This is a genomic window from Streptomyces sp. NPDC054765 (assembly GCF_053612065.1).
In genome coordinates, this window is the sequence record NZ_JBSHBP010000036.1 from 19,476 (window position 1) to 34,765 (window position 15,290).

Below are 15,290 nucleotides of genomic sequence, written 5' to 3' on the forward strand. Positions count from 1 at the left end.
TGCCGCAGCCAGAGGGTTGATCGCGCCGGGTAATCGAGATCAATCAGTGAACAGCGCAGGGAGAATTCGGACATGGGGGACCGCTTCAAGGCGGACGTGGATCAATTGGGGCAATTCCTCAAAGCCCTTGAGGGCTGCGTCAAGGAGCTCAACGAGGCCCGGATGGCGCTGTCACATGTCCGTGCCGATCAGATAGGCACGGAAGAGCTCGACGAGGCGTGTGACGGTTTCCAAGAACGCTGGAAATACGGGTCCGAACAGACCAAGAAGATGGTCGACGCCATCAGCAAGGGCGTGAAGGCCAACAAGCAGAACTACGAAGAAGTCGAAGAGGCCTTGGAGAAGACGCTCAAGGCGATCGCGAGCAAAGCCACGAGCGGTCACGGGGGTTCGAAGTAGTGGCCACGAACCCTTATGCACACCTCGGCTGGAACCCCGTACCCGGCGTTCCCGGTGAGGTCGGTGCGCTGCAGCGCAAGGTCGCCTCGGCGGCGACGGCACTGCGAAACTGCCACGGCCAGATCGAGAAGCTGATCGGTGAGAGCAGTTACTGGCAGGGTGACGCGGCAGATGCGTTCCGGGACGCGATCGACGGTGAGCTGCCGACGTACGTCAAGAATGCCGCCCGTTCGCTGGAGAAGGCATCGTCCCAGCTGAAGATCTGGGACGAGCATCTGTCGGCCAATCGTGATCTGGCGCAGAAGTACGACGATGCCGCCGCCGAGAAGAAGGCGGCGGCGGAGAGCGCCAAGGCGCATCACGCACAGGCTCAGCGCCACCCGGATCTCAAGCTCGCCGACCAGGAATTTCCCACGCAGGCCGATGCCGACGCCGCAACGGCGCGGCTGCGAGCCGCGGAACGCAGCCTGAACGAGGCAACTACCCATCTGAACCATGCCAATCAGGCGTACAGCGATGTCATCACCAAGGCACACACCCTGGAAACCACGCATGGTGACCAGGCGCGCACGGTGGCCAAGGAACTGGACGGCGCCACCGACAAACTGGCGCCGAAGGAGCCCGGTTGGCTGAGCAAGGCTGTCAATGCGATCGGGGAGGCGCTCGCGGCAGTTGCCGGGTTCCTCTACGAGCATGCGGGGACCATCGGCGCCATCGCGGGGATGCTGGCCCTTTTCCCTACGCCGTTCGCCCCGCTCTTCGCGGGTATCGCAGTGGTGGCGAGTGCCGCATCGATGAGCAAGAACCTCTCCGATCCGAAGTTCCTGGATGCCTTGATGTTCCAGGGAAGCGGCATGGAGATCTTCTCCGCGTGGGCCTCCATGGCTGGGGACTTCGTTGGCATGGTCCCGGGAGGACAGGCGTTGTCTGCCGCAGGGCGAGAAGTCGCGGGGGGTTTGAGACTGGCAGGCCGGCTGGGAGTGAGCGTGTCGAACACCGAAAAGGGGGCGGCATTCTTCAGAGAAATCGTCCCGGCCTTCAAAACGAGTGCTGCCAGTGAAGTCACCAAGGCTTGGGATTCGGCTCGTGAAACCGTTGGCGGCTCGGCCAAAATGATGGGCGCCATCAGCGCCGGTGGCTTGAACGTCGGCGCGAACATGATGTCGTCCATGGAGAGCTTGGGCGTTCTTCCGGAGGAAGGGGCGGGCCACAACTTCGCGGAGAGCACCAAGGCCGCCGCCACAGCCCATGACATCGCAGGCTTGATCGGTTGGCTGTGAGGCGCGTTGATGCACTTCCTGAAAGGTGAATGCGGCAGTGGCTGATGTCTGGAAAGAGCCGACGAGCGGTCAGATCCGGCCTACTGGTACGGACTTCCGCACGGCTACCTGCCGTTGGACCTCGACCCTCCGGTCGACCAGCTCAGGGCGTTGGTAAACCTCGTACTCGGGCTTCCTGAGGAGGCCAGGGACCAGGCGGAGCGGGTGCTCCGGTTCTATGCCAGCGTGGTGACGACGCTGAATTCCCATAATGTCCAAGGGTGCGCCATCGGTTTGCATCCGGATGACGAGGGCGGTTTTGCCTCCTCCGTTCTGACGTTTTCCACCGTGGCCGCTCCGGGCGTGAACGCAGCCCTGGTGCTGGCCAATATGGCGGTGGCGGCCGCCGAGACCCCGGACAAGGACGTCCAGCCGCTGGATCTGCCGTGCGGTACGGGCTTCCTTGCTGCCGAGACCCGGCGCACAGTCGCGCCGGGCAGGCGCCCCGAGGAGGACGGAAGTCTTCAAGAGGAGCCGGTCTGGCAGGGCACGATAGCGGTAACGGGGCCAGGGGCCTCCGACATCGTCGTGGTGCAGTTGGTCACTCCTGCTCTGGAACTGGCCGACGAGTACCGGGATGTACTTGTGGGTGTCGGGCATTCGGTGTCGTTCTTCGACCCGTCGCTTGCTGAAAAGACGGAGGGGGCTGGAACCCTGGGGCCAGGGGGAGCAGCCGACACGTCGAAGAACCCATTTGGATAGTCTCCTACCGACCCAGAAAGAGGATGCTATGGGGCACGACGCGCATACTCCGGCACCGCCGGAAGCTCCGGACCTCGCGCAGGTACTGAAAGCCAATCGCCTCGCCCTGGCCCGGCTCATGACCGTGCGTTTGCTGATCGGCGTGGTTCTTGTGGCAGTCTCTGTGATGTTGCTCCGCGTGACAGGGTCTCACTCGTTCTTCCTTGCTTTGCCCATTCCTGCCGGTGTGGGCGTACTCATCATGACGGTGTGGCGCGCTCTTTACGGAATCCGGGTCTTCCAGTGCGAGAAAGTGCTCCGTCACTACCCGCTGGAGTTCCATCCCCGGGTGCTCATGAAGCGTGCAAAGTGGACTCAGTACGGCGACGTCCATCAGATCCGCGTGACGACGCGAGGGCAGCACGGGGCGCCGCTGATGCTGGCGATCAATGCGGCGGGACGTCGGCGTTGGCCGGAAGAGGCGGAAGAAGGCGCGTGGTTGGCGGGTGACCTGCCCTTCGGCGGTGTCCTGGTGGTGCCGGGGAGTAACGCCATGCTGTTCCTGAAGCCGGCGGATTGGGACAAGACCGCGCGCAAACGGGAGGAGGCCGGCGTGGAGCGGAACGCAAGGGCACAGCAGGCCGGGCTGCACCGGATGACCAACCGGTCGTGGATGATGAGGATTGGTGCGTGAGGCGGCGCCGAGGCCGGTCCGGGGACGCCGCCCGGAAAGTGCCCTTCCCGTCCCGTCCCGCCCGGAGATAAATGAGGCGACGGCCCCCGGGGCGCGCTGTTAGCTTCGGGCGTCATGGACCCCGTAGGTGAAAAAGCAATACGTGCCTCGTTCGTCAATTGCTCGAAGGGCGAGGCGGGCAGAATCCATCTGCCCAAGGGACTGGACGAACTCCCTTGGAGTGACCTGGACTTCCTGGGATGGCGTGATCCGGGGGCTCCGGACCGGAGTTACCTGATTGCCCCGCGGGGTGACGGGCTGATCGGTGTGACGCTGCGGGTGCCGCAAGGCGTGCGCCGGAGCTTCACGAAGACGACGGTGTGTTCGGTCTGTGTGACCGGGCATCCGGGATCCGGCGTCAGCCTGCTCGCCGCGCGCCGGGCCGGTTCCTTGGGGCGGCAGGGCAACACCGTCGGGACGTATCTGTGCGCCGACCTTGCCTGCTCCCTCTACGTCCGGGGGCGCAAGCGGTCCCAGCTCGCCGGGCGGCATGAGGAGACGCTGCCGCTGGAGGAGCGGATCGCCCGCACCGTACGGAACCTGGACGCCTTCCTGGACAAGGTCCTTGAGGGCGAGTGAGCAGTGCGGCGGTAGCGGGCCTGGAGCGCCGCGGGCGGAATCGGGGGCGCAGGGGGAGCGGGCAGCCGCTCCCCCTTTCCCTTGGGCTCGGTAGAGCGAGCGCGCCCATGCCGCAGGGCCCCGCCTCCGGGATACGGAGGCGAGGCCCTGCGGGACGTACCGGCACTGCTCGGCGGCCGGGTCGGAACCCGGACCGCCGTCAGGCGCCGGGCACCAGGCGCCGGGCACCAGGCGCCGGCCGGCAGGCGCCAGAGGGTGTCAGAACCGCCGCGTGATCAGCGCCCGCTTGACTTCCTGGATGGCCTTGGTGACCTCGATACCGCGCGGGCAGGCGTCCGTGCAGTTGAAGGTCGTCCGGCAGCGCCAGACGCCGTCCTTGTCGTTGAGGATTTCGAGCCGCTGCTCGCCGCCCTCGTCGCGCGAGTCGAAGATGAAGCGGTGCGCGTTGACGATCGCCGCCGGGCCGAAGTACTGGCCGTCGTTCCAGAACACCGGGCACGAGGACGTGCAGGCGGCGCACAGGATGCACTTGGTGGTGTCGTCGAAGCGCTCGCGGTCCTCGGCGGACTGCCGGCGCTCACGGGTCGGCTCGTTGCCGGTCGTGATGAGGAAGGGCATCACATCGCGGTAGGCCTGGAAGAAGGGCTCCATGTCGACGACAAGGTCCTTCAGCACGGTCAGGCCCTTGATGGCCTCGACCGTGATCGGCTTCTCCGGGTTGATGTCCTTGATCAGCGTCTTGCAGGCGAGACGGTTGCGGCCGTTGATCCGCATGGCGTCCGAGCCGCAGATGCCGTGGGCGCAGGAACGGCGGAAGGTCAGCGTCCCGTCCAGCTCCCACTTGATCTTGTGGAGGGCGTCCAGGACGCGCTCCTTCGGGTCGATCTCCAGCTGGAAGTCCTCCCAGCCGGCGTCCTCCGAGACCTCCGGGTTGAACCGGCGGATCCGGAAGGTGACCGTGATCAGATGCGAAGCGCCGTCCTCGGCCGCGTCCAGCGCCGCGGAGTGCTTGTCGAGAGTCGGGGTGCTCATCAGTACTTACGCTCCATCGGCTGGTAGCGGGTCTGCACGACCGGCTTGTAGTCGAGGCGGATCGACTCGGTGCCGTCTGCGCCCACCTCGCGGTACGCCATGGTGTGCCGCATGAAGTTGACGTCGTCGCGGGTGGGGTAGTCCTCGCGGTAGTGACCGCCGCGGGACTCCTTGCGGGCCAGCGCGGACACCGCCATCACCTCGGCCAGGTCGAGCAGGTTGCCCAGCTCGACGGCCTCCAGCAGGTCGGTGTTGAACCGCTTGCCCTTGTCCTGGATGGACACGTTCAGGTAGCGCTTGCGCAGCTCGCCGATCTTCTCGACCGCGGTCTTGATCGTCTGCTCGGTGCGGAACACCATCACATTGGCGTCCATGCACTCCTGGAGCTCCTTGCGGATCTCGGTGACCCGCTCGCTGCCGGTGGAGTTGCGCAGCCGCTCGACCTGGTCGATGACCTGCTGCGCCGGGTTCTCGGGGAGCTCGACGAAGTCGGCGTCCGCGGAGTACTCGGCGGCGGCGATACCGGCCCGGCGCCCGAAGACGTTGATGTCCAGGAGCGAGTTGGTGCCCAGGCGGTTGGCGCCGTGCACGGAGACACAGGCCACCTCGCCGGCCGCGTACAGGCCCGGTACGACGGTGGTGTTGTCCGCCAGGACCTCACCCTCGACGTTCGTCGGGATGCCGCCCATGGCGTAGTGCGCGGTCGGCTGGATCGGGATCGGGTCCGTGTAGGGCTCGATACCGAGGTAGGTCCGCGCGAACTCGGTGATGTCCGGGAGCTTGGCGTCCAGCTGCTCCGGCGGCAGGTGGGTCAGGTCCAGGTAGACGTGGTCGCCGTCGGGACCGCAGCCGCGGCCCTCGCGGATCTCCGTGTAGATGGAGCGCGAGACGACGTCACGCGAGGCGAGGTCCTTCATGACGGGCGCGTACTTCTCCATGAAGCGCTCGCCGTCCTTGTTGCGGAGGATGCCGCCCTCACCACGGGCGCCCTCCGTCAGCAGGATGCCCATGCGCCAGATGCCCGTCGGGTGGAACTGGAAGAACTCCATGTCCTCCAGCGGCAGCCCGCGGCGGTAGGCCGCGGCCTGGCCGTCACCGGTCAGGGTGTGCGCGTTGGACGTCACCTTGAAGAACTTGCCGGTGCCGCCGGACGCGAAGATGATCGACTTCGCCTGGAAGACGTGGATCTCGCCGGTGGCCAGCTCGTACGCGACGACGCCCGCGGACTTCTGGACGCCGTCGACGTCCTGGAGCAGCAGGTCGAGCACGTAGAACTCGTTGTAGAACTCCACGCCCTCCTTGACGCAGTTCTGGTACAGCGTCTGGAGGATCATGTGGCCGGTGCGGTCCGAGGCGTAGCAGGACCGGCGGACCGGGGCCTCACCGTGGTTACGGGAGTGACCGCCGAAGCGGCGCTGGTCGATCGTGCCGTCCGGCGTGCGGTTGAACGGCAGGCCCATCTTCTCCAGGTCGAGGACCGAGTCGATGGCCTCCTTCGCCAGGATCTCGGCGGCGTCCTGGTCGACCAGGTAGTCGCCACCCTTGATCGTGTCGAAGGTGTGCCACTCCCAGTTGTCCTCCTCGACGTTCGCGAGGGCGGCGGCCATACCGCCCTGGGCGGCGCCGGTGTGGGAGCGGGTCGGGTAGAGCTTCGTCAGGACCGCGGTGCGGCTGCGCTTGGTCGACTCGATGGCCGCACGCATGCCCGCGCCACCGGCGCCGACGATGACGGTGTCGTACTTGTGGATCTTCATGGTTCCAGTCAGCCCCGGCCTTAGGAGATGTTCGGGTCGAAGGTGAAGATCACCAGCGTGCCCAGAAGGACGGTGAACACCGTCGCGGTGTACAGCAGCATCTTCAGCCAGAAGCGGGTGTTGTCCCGCTGCGCGTAGTCGTTGATGACCGTACGCAGGCCGTTGGCGCCGTGCAGCATGGCCAGCCACAGCATCAGCAGGTCCCAGACCTGCCAGAACGGGGAGGCCCAGCGGCCGGCCACGAACGCGAAGCCGATCTTGGAGACGCCGCCGTCCAGCACCAGCTGGATCAGCAGGTGACCCAGGACCAGGACGACCAGCACGATGCCGGACAGCCGCATGAACAGCCAGGCCTGCATCTCGAAGTTGCCGCGGGAGGCGCTCCCGGTCTTCTTGGTGCGCTTGCGGGGCGGCTCGATGACGGGCGCGGGATTGTCCACGTCGTAGAGCGAGACGCTGTCGGGCGCGCCCGCCGCGGTAGCACCTGCGGAGGTGGTTTCAGCAGACATCTCGCGTCAGCTCCCGAACAGCGTGCGCAGGGTGTGCTGCAGCACGGGGTAGAAGGCACCGGCCATCAGCACGACCCAGACACCGACAACGGTCCACAGCATCTGCTTCTGGTACTTCGGGCCCTTCGACCAGAAGTCCACGGCGATGACCCGCAGGCCGTTGAGCGCGTGGAAGAGGATGGCGGCCACCAGGCCGTACTCCATCACATTGACGATCGGCGTCTTGTAAGTCGCAACGACGTTGTCGTACGCCTCGGGGGAGACGCGTACGAGAGCGGTGTCGAGGACGTGAACGAACAGGAAGAAGAAGATGAGGACGCCGGTGACTCGATGAGCCACCCAGGACCACATGCCTTCCCGGCCGCGGTACAGCGTTCCAGCCGGCACGGAAAAACCCTCCGGGAGCGGGGATTAGGGCCAGCCGGCTTCTCTGTCGGTCGGGCCCGGCCGGGTACGGTCCACCGGCCCTGGCCATCGTAGCGACGTGCTGTCGGATCCTTGCGCCGGGGTCCTTAGGTGTGATCAAACAGGCACCAACGGGCTATCCCGCAGGTGCGAAACGGGATCTGCCGGCCATAAGGCGCATTTCCGTTATGGTCCGGAGCTGATCAGCCGCGTCAGCCGGCCACGGGCCAGCCGGCGCAGCTCTTCCGCGGCGACCGCCCGCTCCTCGTCCCGTTCATGGCCCAGCCGGGTGCGGATACCGGACAGCACCTGGTCGAGCAGTTCGTCGTCGCGGTAGCCGTCCAGGCAGATGACGAAGACATGACGAAAGCGCCGCTCGTACTCGGCATGCGCGGCACGCAGTGCGGTGTGGGCGGCGAGCGTGCCGGGCCCGCGGGCGCCGACGAGCGGCTGCGGCGAGAGGGACTCCTCGGCGAGCGCCTGTTCCAGTTCGGCGGGCGTCAGGTCGTAAGAGGCCTCGTCGGCGGCGGCGAGCAGGGACTCCGGATCCGGGTACGGGCGGTGTGCGGCAACCCGCTCGGCCCAGCGGCGGCTGCCGCAGCAGCTGAGCAGCGCGGTCAGGGTGTCGTCCCGGGTGAGGGCGTTGAAGCGCCTGAGTCCGAGGTCCTCGCGGCGGGGGTGGGGCAGGGCGCCGCCGAGGGCCCGTGGAGATATGCCGCACCACGGGGGCTGCGGAGGGCGCAGCGTCGTCGGCCGGGCGGCCGGGGTGTCACCGGACAGCGTGGGCTCCTCGGACGGATGCGAAGGGAACGTTTCGACGGGTGCGGGACGGGCGGCTGACGGAAGCTGGGGGGAAGCGGACCGAAGCCGGGACGCGTGGGAAGCGGCGGCGGGTGTGGTGGTGGTGCGTATGACACGACACCCCAGCGGTTTCGGAAAGCCCTGTGAAGGGGGTGACTGGAACCGCCACGCTAACGACGCTTGTCGTTCAGTGTCCGACGGATGCGCGAATTTCACCCGGATGGGAGAGCTTTCGCGCGTTCGGTGGACGACCGGCTCCGCACACCTGGCAATGCCTTCGCCCCGAAAAGTGAGGATTGCACGATGTCGAATCCGATGCGGCCGCCGCGCGCCCCGCGGCCCTCGGCCTCCCTGCGCCCCCTGACAAGGCCCAGGACACGGACGGGCCCGGCGGCCCGGTCCGCCCTTCCGGCCGCGGCGCTGGCCGGGGCACTGCTGCTCGCCGGCTGCTCCGGCACCGCGGACACCGAACCGCCCGGGAGCACCAGCGCCAAGATGAACCCCTCGTCCGCCGCCACTCCCACTTGGGCCCCGGTCACCGGATCACCGCAGGTCATCCCGGCCGTCCGCGACTTCCGCCGGGCCGACGGGCGCGGCTGGCGCCCGTCCAAGGCGGCCCGTGTGGTGGTGCCGGCCGGCGAGCGGAGCAATGTCGCCGACGAGGCCCAGCGGATGGCCAACGACCTCGGCCTCGCCATCGTCTACGGCGACCAGACGGTACGGCCCGGCGACATCGAGGTGAAGCTCACGGGCAACAACAGCGACAACAACGTCCCCGTCCAGAGCGCCGCCGACGAGGCCTACACCTTGACCGCCGGCGGCACCAAACTCACTCTCACGGCCCCCACCGACGCCGGAATCTTCTACGGCACCCGCACCGTCAAGCAGGCCGTACGCGCCGCCGGCGGACTTCCCGAGGGCACCATCCAGGACCGGCCGGACCGTCCGCAGCGCGGCATGTCGCTGGACAACGCCCGCAAGCCGTTCAGCCAGGACTGGATCGAGGCCCGGCTGAGGGAGATTGCCGACCTCAAGCTCAACCAGTTCCAGCTGCACTTCTCCGACGACCAGGGCTTCCGTATCCAGAGCGACACCCACCCCGAGATCGTCTCCGCCGACCATCTCACCAAGGCCCAGGTCCGCCAGATCATCGCGCTGGCGCGCACCCTGCATATCTCCGTCGTCCCGGAGCTGGACTCGCCCGGCCACCTGGGCGCCGTACTGGACCACTATCCCGATCTGACGCTGCGCAACGCCCAGGGCCGGCCGGTCCATGGCGCGATCGATATCTCCAACCCCAAGTCGGCCCCCCTGATCGACTCGCTGCTGCGGGAATTCAGCGACCTGTTCACCAACCCCAAGGGCGCCCCGGCGTACTGGCATCTGGGCGGCGACGAGTACCAGGCCCTGATGTCGTCCTCGCCGTCCACCTCGTATCCGCAGCTCGCGCGGGCCGCGCGGCAGAAGTACGGGTCGGGCGGCACCATCGAGGACCTGACGACCGGCTGGCTCAACGACCGGCAGAAGACGGTGGAGGCCAGGGGCAAGAACCGCGTCGAGGCCTGGAACGACGGATTCTTCGCCGGCGGGGTCGTGACCGCCAGCAAGAACCGGATGGTCGCCTACTGGACCGGCAAGGAGATCGGCAAGCGGGACCCCGCGGAATTCCTGCGCGAGGGGCGCAACGTCATGAACTTCAACGACGAGTACCTCTACTACGTGCTCGGCGAGCCCAACCAGTTCACCTATCCGACCGGTCAGCGGATCTACGAGAGCTGGACCCCGCGGGTGATCCGCGGCACCCGGCCGGTGGCGGTGCCCGCGGGCATGACGGGCCCGGACCGCATTCCCGGGGCGCGCTTCGCGATCTGGTGCGACCGGTCCCAGGCGCAGACCACACAGCAGGTGGCCGCCGGAATCCGGCTGCCGCTGGCGGCGCTGGCGCAGAAGACCTGGGACCCGCGGACGCCCGCCCTGTCCTGGACGGACTTCACGGCGCTGGCCAACCGCGTGGGAGTGACGACCCGGTAAGAAACGGGTGGGAGAACGAGGACGGCCGGGGCCACCACCCCCGGCCCGACCGAGCTAGAAAGGGGCTCTGACCAGGCACTTTGTTGCCTGGGTGCACGTTCTCGATTACTGCCTGGATCGGCCCTCGTCTGAGTGCTTCTGACTGTTCCTGACCGCCGTTGGTCACGGGTTGGTCATGCGACCAACCGTCGGCTCGGCCGCTGGGAAGTGGTGAAGGCCGTCGTGCATCTGCCGAGCATCCCGCCGGATCCGTTGGGCTCCGTTGATTCAGGGGCGTATTCCAGTACGACGCATTTCGTCGAAGTAGACTTAGACGAATTTCGTCGCAGTCTAGGAGGGCGAGTGAAGAAGAGCTTGCCGGTCAAGCCGGACGACGTGGTCGACCGGGACCGGGAGTGGGATCTGCTCGCTGAGTTCCTCACTGATCCGGATCCGGCAATGCGGCTCGGCATCGTGTCGGGGAGGCGGCGGTATGGGAAGTCGTACCTTCTGCAGGCCCTGTCCGAGCAGGTCGGTGGCCTGTACGTCACAGCGGTCCGGGAGGAGGGGCGGCTGCCTGCGATCCAGCGGTTCAGTGACGCGGTCGCTGCCCATGCCGGCCTGCGGCCAGGGAGTCTGCGTCTGACCGACTGGCGTGACGTGCTGTCCAATGCCCTTGATGTGACCGCCCGTTCGTCGCACCCGTTCCTGGTGATCGACGAGTTGCCGTACTTGCTCCAGCACTCGCCTGAAATCCCGGGGCTGCTGCAACAGCTCTACGACGAACGTCAGCGGGGCACCCGGCCGGGTGCCGGGCCGGGGCCGCGGCTGATCCTGTGCGGCTCCGCGATGAGCGTGATGCACGAACTGCTTTCGGGGACCAAGCCGCTGCGGGGTCGGGCCGTGGTTGATCTACGGCTGGGCGCCTTCGACTATCGTGAGAGCCGGGCGTTCTGGCAGATCGCCGACCCGCTGACCGCGCTGAAGGTGCACGCGGTCTTGGGCGGCGCACCCGGCTACCGACCGGTGGCCGCACGGCCGCATCCGGACGACGGCTTCGACACCTGGCTCACCCGGACGCTGCTGGACCCGGGGCGGGCGGTGTACTCGCGTACGGAGACCGAGTACCTGCTGCGTGAGGACCCGAGGATCACGCAGCACACGCTGTACTACGACATCCTCACCGCGATCGCGCAGGGCGCCAGTACCCCGAGCAAGATCGGTGCCGCCCTGGAGCGCCCGCGCAACGCCGTCGCTCACCCGCTCGGAGTGCTGGAATCCACCGGATACGTCCGGCGGGAACAGGACATCCTCCGCTCCAGGCACCCCGTCATCACGCTCGCCGACCCCGTCATCCGCTTCAACCAGCTCATCACCGTCCCGCAGGCCGCCGCCGTGGAACAGGGATTCGCCGAGCAGGTGTGGCAGCAGGCCGCTCCGACCTTCAACTCCAAGATCCTCGGGCCGCACTTCGAGGACCTGGCTCGCGACTTCACCCGTAGTTACGCCCACACCTTGTTGCCCGGTGGACTGCCCGGCCCGGTCGGTACCACCGAGGTCGCCGACCAGGCCGCTCGGACGAAGCACGAGGTCGATGTCATCGCCCTGGCCGCCGGCGAGCGCCCGCAGGCTCCCCGCGCGAGGATCGCGCTGCTGGGCGAGGCCAAGGCGACCGCCGCCCGCCGTGGGACTGGTGACCTGGAGCGCCTGGAACGTATCCGTGCCCTGCTCGCGAATCAGGGGTACGACACCGCTGCCACCACGTTGGCCCTGTACTCCTTGCACGGCTTCTACCCCGACCTGGTCGACCTGGCCGACCGTCGTGACGATCTCCTCCTGGTAGATCTGCCCGCCCTTTACGGCGGCTGACACCAAGAGCGGCCAGGATCACGCCCGGTGGTCCTCAGGATGCCGGTCAGGTCAGTGCCGATGGTGGGCCACGAGAGAGAAGTGGGACCTACCTGAGCGGTTCCGCACCACGACTGGCGTCACAGCAAGGTCACGAACGATCTGGAAGCAGGTGAGAATCTCGTTGAGGTCTCGGTCAAGGTGAGACACCAGTCACCGGGCTACGCCATGGCCCAGCACGGCAAGCATCGAGTAGAAGGAGCCTGCAAGCCGGCGTCCGGGACGGCTCGGCGCATCGGGCTGGGGGTGATCGCATGAGGCATCGGGCCGGTTGGTCACGCTGGTCACCGACTCCGCGCAACATCCCTGGTCAGAGCGCTAGATGCGAAAGGACGGCCGGGGCCACCACCCCCCACAGGAGAGGCCCCGGCCGTCGTTCGCGAAGGGCCTGTGACGGCCCTCTATCCGATACAGCGCCAGACGGCGCGAAAGCGTCACACGGGGTACGGGCAGGGGTACGGCCAGTGGTCCGGACGCGGCCCCGGACAGGCCCGTCACGTGCGGATCCGCGCTGGTCGGCGCAGAGTTCAGGCCATGTGCCGCGGCGGGGGAAAGTTCTTCTCCCCGGGAGTCGGCAGAGGCGTCCGGGTGCGCACTCCGCCGGCGCGCCGGCCGCTCGGCGCTCCCTCGTTCCCGGCTCCGCCGCAGCGCGCAGTGCCCCCATCCCGGGTTCGGATCGTTCGCACACACGGGATACGGTCAGCGGGAAGATCCGGGTTACCGGAGGTTTCAGGCCAGCCGCGGCCGATGGCATGCGGCAGCCGTCCCGGTCCCCGGCGCCGTGCGGAGGGCGAGCCCGTCCGGACGGCGCAGGGAGCGGGGAAGCGAGGCCGGTGGCACGGCCGAGCGAAGCAGCAATGCAGCAAGGACCGGGCGGCGGACATTCCGCGTGCGACAGGATGGACCCGTGCGAGGGGACGACATTCAGCCGGACGACCGTCGGCTGACGGTGGCCGTGCAGGCGGCACAGGACGGTGACGAGGCGGCGTTCCGTACCGTCTACCGCGCCGTACATCCCCGGCTTTTGGGGTATGTGCGGACCTTGGTGAGCGAACCGGATGTGGAGGACGTCACCTCCGAAGCCTGGCTCCAGATCACCCGCGACCTCTCCCGCTTCCGCGGCGACGCCGACCGCTTCCGCGGCTGGGCCGCCCGTATCGCCCGCAACCGCGCCCTCGACCACATCAGGATGCGCGGCCGCCGCCCGGCGACCGGTGGCGACGAGAGCGAACTGGCCGACACCCCCGCCGCGTCCGACACCGCGGGCGAGGCGCTCGAAGCCCTGGGTACCGGCCGCACCATGCGGCTGATAGCCCGGCTGCCGCAGGACCAGGCCGAGGCCGTGGTGCTCCGGGTGGTGGTCGGGCTCGATGCCAAGAGCGCCGCGCAGGTGCTCGGCAAGCGGCCCGGCGCGGTGCGCACCGCCGCCCACCGCGGGCTGCGGCGGCTCGCCGAGCTGATCGGCGGGGAGCCGGACGGCAGCCACGACGGACCGGCGGACGGCAGCCACGACGAAGCTGTGGACGGCAGCCACGACGGACCCGGGGGCAGCGGGCGGGACGGCGGCGAGGGCGGCGCCGGCCAGGGAGAAGGAGCCCCCTCCGGCCGGCCCGGACGAGGCCCGCACGGAGGTGGTGGAATGGTGAACGGAGTGCCCGTCCAGGGCGGAAGACGTCGCGACGGCGTGGCGGAATCGTACGTACCAGGTGTGACGGAAACGGCCGCACGAACGCAGAAGGACATGTGATGGCCGACGACCGGTACGACTGGCTCGACAAGGACACCGCGGAGCGATTGCTGCGCGGTGAACAGGTCGGTGCCCGGCACGGCGACGGCGCACGTGAACTCGAACAGCTCCTGGAGGCCGCCGCCGCGGTCGCCGCCAAGACGCCCCAAACCGTCGAGCTGCCCGGCGAAGAGGCGGCCGTCGCCGCGTTCCGCCGGGCCGCCCGCAGCGGCTCCGGCGCCCGCAGCCGCACCGCAGGCGAACCGCTCACCGGCTTGGGCGGCGCACACACCGCGGGCCTCGCCGAGCGCACCCGGCTCGGCCGCCCCCTCCGGCGCGGCTTCGCCGTCGCCCTCGCCGCCTGCGCCATCGGCGGCGTCGCCGTCGCGGCCGGCACCGGCGTGCTGCCCACCCCGTTCCGGGGCGGCGACCCCGCACCCGCCTCCAGCGTCTCCGCCGTGGAACCCCCCCGACCGTTCCACTCCGGTGAACCCGGCGCGCAGACCGACGGCACCACGGCGCAGACGCCCGACGCCACGCCCGGCGGGAAGAGCAGCGAACCCACCGAGAGCCCCACCCCCGGCAGCAGCCCCGGCGCCGGTACGCCCCCCGGCAGCGGCACGCCCAGCGACGGAACGGGACGCGGCGGCCACCAGCGCGGCGGCAGCGGCGGCACCGGCCTGCCCGGCGGCACGGACCAGAAGAACTTCCTGCTCGGCCTGTGCCGGAACTACGAGTCCGGCAAACGCGACGCCCTGGACCGCGACACGCTGCGGCGCCTCGAACGCACGGCCGGCGGACCGGCGAAGGTGCATGTCTTCTGCCGTGCCTACCTGGCGCGCTACCAGAACGGCGGCGGCTCGGGCGGCGGCGACGGCTTCGGCGGCATCACCGGTGGCATCACCGGTGGCATCACCGGCGGCGGCACCGGCAAGAGCGGCGGCGCGGGCGGCAACGAGGACGACGAAGGCCACCCGCCCCGGTCGCCCGGCGCCAACCCGGGCTCCGGCACGTCCACCCCGGCCCCCGGCCCCTCGGCGACCGCCCCAGGTTCCGGCAGCGGCACGCCGAGTGGCACCGCCACCGGCACGGTGTGACGTTTTTTGAGCCCGTGACGCAGTAAGGAATGAAGCCGACTGGTCATCGGCTGCGCGAGGAGCCGGGGTTCCCCCCGTACCTTCGGCTCAGCGCATTCGGCGCGGGCAGGGCACGTTCCCCCGGTCCTGCCCGCGCCCTTCTCTCTTTTGTGCCCGAGCCGGCGCGCGCTCTCGCGGAGGTGGATCCGCGGGCGGGGGTGGCTCAGTTGCCGCTTCGGTCAGAGAGCTGGGTCGTGATCCGGGTCCGTGATCCGGGGTCGTGATCCGGGCCGGCCCCGCGTGGGAGGTGCGGGCAGGCCGTGCCGCTCACGTCGTCGCCCGGGTGCGGGTCGGTGCC

The 15,290-nt window shown here is 68.7% G+C and carries 14 protein-coding genes; 9 read left to right on the plus strand and 5 right to left on the minus strand.

Translation table 11 applies throughout. The features are described from left to right. The first annotated feature begins 72 nt into the window (after positions 1-72). The 5 genes from ACWGJY_RS22335 (at position 73) to ACWGJY_RS22355 (ending at position 3,711) form a co-directional block, all read left to right on the plus strand. Positions 73-399 carry a hypothetical protein gene (locus ACWGJY_RS22335; protein ID WP_453262575.1) on the plus strand — a complete coding sequence of 109 codons (327 nt, stop codon included), beginning with the start codon at positions 73-75 and terminating at the stop codon, positions 397-399. Further along, positions 399-1,679 (plus strand): putative T7SS-secreted protein, encoded by a 1,281-nt coding sequence (locus ACWGJY_RS22340; protein ID WP_453262576.1) that lies wholly within the window; start codon positions 399-401, stop codon positions 1,677-1,679. The genes ACWGJY_RS22335 and ACWGJY_RS22340 overlap by 1 nt, the downstream gene beginning before the upstream one ends. A gap of 225 nt (positions 1,680-1,904) precedes the next feature. After that, positions 1,905-2,420, plus strand: coding sequence for a hypothetical protein (locus tag ACWGJY_RS22345; protein WP_453262577.1), 516 nt, complete (start codon positions 1,905-1,907; stop codon positions 2,418-2,420). Positions 2,421-2,448: 28 nt separating this feature from the next. After that, the gene (locus ACWGJY_RS22350) at positions 2,449-3,093 is read left to right on the plus strand and encodes a hypothetical protein (protein ID WP_453262578.1); all 645 of its coding nucleotides are present in this window, start codon (positions 2,449-2,451) and stop codon (positions 3,091-3,093) included. A gap of 114 nt (positions 3,094-3,207) precedes the next feature. Continuing rightward, the gene (locus ACWGJY_RS22355; RefSeq protein ID WP_453262579.1) at positions 3,208-3,711 is read left to right on the plus strand and encodes an FBP domain-containing protein; all 504 of its coding nucleotides are present in this window, start codon (positions 3,208-3,210) and stop codon (positions 3,709-3,711) included. 258 nt (positions 3,712-3,969) lie between these two features. Here the strand turns inward: ACWGJY_RS22355 and ACWGJY_RS22360 are convergent, their stop codons facing one another. The 5 genes from ACWGJY_RS22360 to ACWGJY_RS22380 all read right to left on the minus strand — a co-directional run bounded on the left by ACWGJY_RS22360 (position 3,970) and on the right by ACWGJY_RS22380 (position 8,125). After that, the gene (locus ACWGJY_RS22360) at positions 3,970-4,743 is read right to left on the minus strand and encodes a succinate dehydrogenase iron-sulfur subunit (RefSeq protein WP_453262580.1); all 774 of its coding nucleotides are present in this window, start codon (positions 4,741-4,743) and stop codon (positions 3,970-3,972) included. Then, complete coding sequence (gene sdhA / locus ACWGJY_RS22365) at positions 4,743-6,497, minus strand: succinate dehydrogenase flavoprotein subunit (protein ID WP_453262581.1); 1,755 nt, start codon at positions 6,495-6,497, stop codon at positions 4,743-4,745. The genes ACWGJY_RS22360 and sdhA overlap by 1 nt, the downstream gene beginning before the upstream one ends. Positions 6,498-6,517: 20 nt before the next feature. After that, positions 6,518-7,006: a succinate dehydrogenase hydrophobic membrane anchor subunit gene (locus ACWGJY_RS22370; protein ID WP_453262582.1), complete on the minus strand. Its 489-nt coding sequence runs from the start codon at positions 7,004-7,006 to the stop codon at positions 6,518-6,520. A gap of 6 nt (positions 7,007-7,012) precedes the next feature. Continuing rightward, on the minus strand, positions 7,013-7,393 hold the full coding sequence (gene sdhC / locus ACWGJY_RS22375; RefSeq protein ID WP_030066793.1) for a succinate dehydrogenase, cytochrome b556 subunit: 381 nt from the start codon (positions 7,391-7,393) through the stop codon (positions 7,013-7,015). Positions 7,394-7,597: 204 nt separating this feature from the next. Further along, positions 7,598-8,125 carry a 2-oxo-4-hydroxy-4-carboxy-5-ureidoimidazoline decarboxylase gene (locus ACWGJY_RS22380; protein WP_453262627.1) on the minus strand — a complete coding sequence of 176 codons (528 nt, stop codon included), beginning with the start codon at positions 8,123-8,125 and terminating at the stop codon, positions 7,598-7,600. Between the two features lie 390 nt (positions 8,126-8,515). On the opposite strand from ACWGJY_RS22380, the gene ACWGJY_RS22385 reads away from it, so the two are divergent. The 4 genes from ACWGJY_RS22385 (at position 8,516) to ACWGJY_RS22400 (ending at position 14,953) form a co-directional block, all read left to right on the plus strand. After that, the gene (locus ACWGJY_RS22385) at positions 8,516-10,243 is read left to right on the plus strand and encodes a beta-N-acetylhexosaminidase (protein ID WP_453262583.1); all 1,728 of its coding nucleotides are present in this window, start codon (positions 8,516-8,518) and stop codon (positions 10,241-10,243) included. A gap of 342 nt (positions 10,244-10,585) precedes the next feature. Beyond that, complete coding sequence (locus ACWGJY_RS22390; RefSeq protein WP_453262584.1) at positions 10,586-12,091, plus strand: ATP-binding protein; 1,506 nt, start codon at positions 10,586-10,588, stop codon at positions 12,089-12,091. Positions 12,092-13,037: 946 nt separating this feature from the next. Beyond that, a complete protein-coding gene (locus ACWGJY_RS22395) occupies positions 13,038-13,877 on the plus strand; it encodes an RNA polymerase sigma factor (RefSeq protein WP_453262585.1) in 840 nt (279 codons plus the stop codon). Then, positions 13,877-14,953, plus strand: a complete 1,077-nt coding sequence (locus tag ACWGJY_RS22400) for a hypothetical protein (RefSeq protein ID WP_453262586.1) — start codon at positions 13,877-13,879, stop codon at positions 14,951-14,953. The genes ACWGJY_RS22395 and ACWGJY_RS22400 overlap by 1 nt, the downstream gene beginning before the upstream one ends. The last annotated feature ends 337 nt before the right edge of the window (positions 14,954-15,290 follow it).

Bases quoted from the DNA above. Each gene is read 5' to 3' on its own strand.
- ACWGJY_RS22400 (WP_453262586.1), top strand. From the start codon at position 13,877: ATGGCCGACGACCGGTACGACTGGCTCGACAAGGACACCGCGGAGCGA.
- ACWGJY_RS22360 (WP_453262580.1), bottom strand. From the start codon at position 4,743: ATGAGCACCCCGACTCTCGACAAGCACTCCGCGGCGCTGGACGCGGCC.
- ACWGJY_RS22385 (WP_453262583.1), top strand. From the start codon at position 8,516: ATGTCGAATCCGATGCGGCCGCCGCGCGCCCCGCGGCCCTCGGCCTCC.
- ACWGJY_RS22350 (WP_453262578.1), top strand. From the start codon at position 2,449: ATGGGGCACGACGCGCATACTCCGGCACCGCCGGAAGCTCCGGACCTC.
- ACWGJY_RS22335 (WP_453262575.1), top strand. From the start codon at position 73: ATGGGGGACCGCTTCAAGGCGGACGTGGATCAATTGGGGCAATTCCTC.
- ACWGJY_RS22370 (WP_453262582.1), bottom strand. From the start codon at position 7,006: ATGTCTGCTGAAACCACCTCCGCAGGTGCTACCGCGGCGGGCGCGCCC.
- sdhA (WP_453262581.1), bottom strand. From the start codon at position 6,497: ATGAAGATCCACAAGTACGACACCGTCATCGTCGGCGCCGGTGGCGCG.
- ACWGJY_RS22355 (WP_453262579.1), top strand. From the start codon at position 3,208: ATGGACCCCGTAGGTGAAAAAGCAATACGTGCCTCGTTCGTCAATTGC.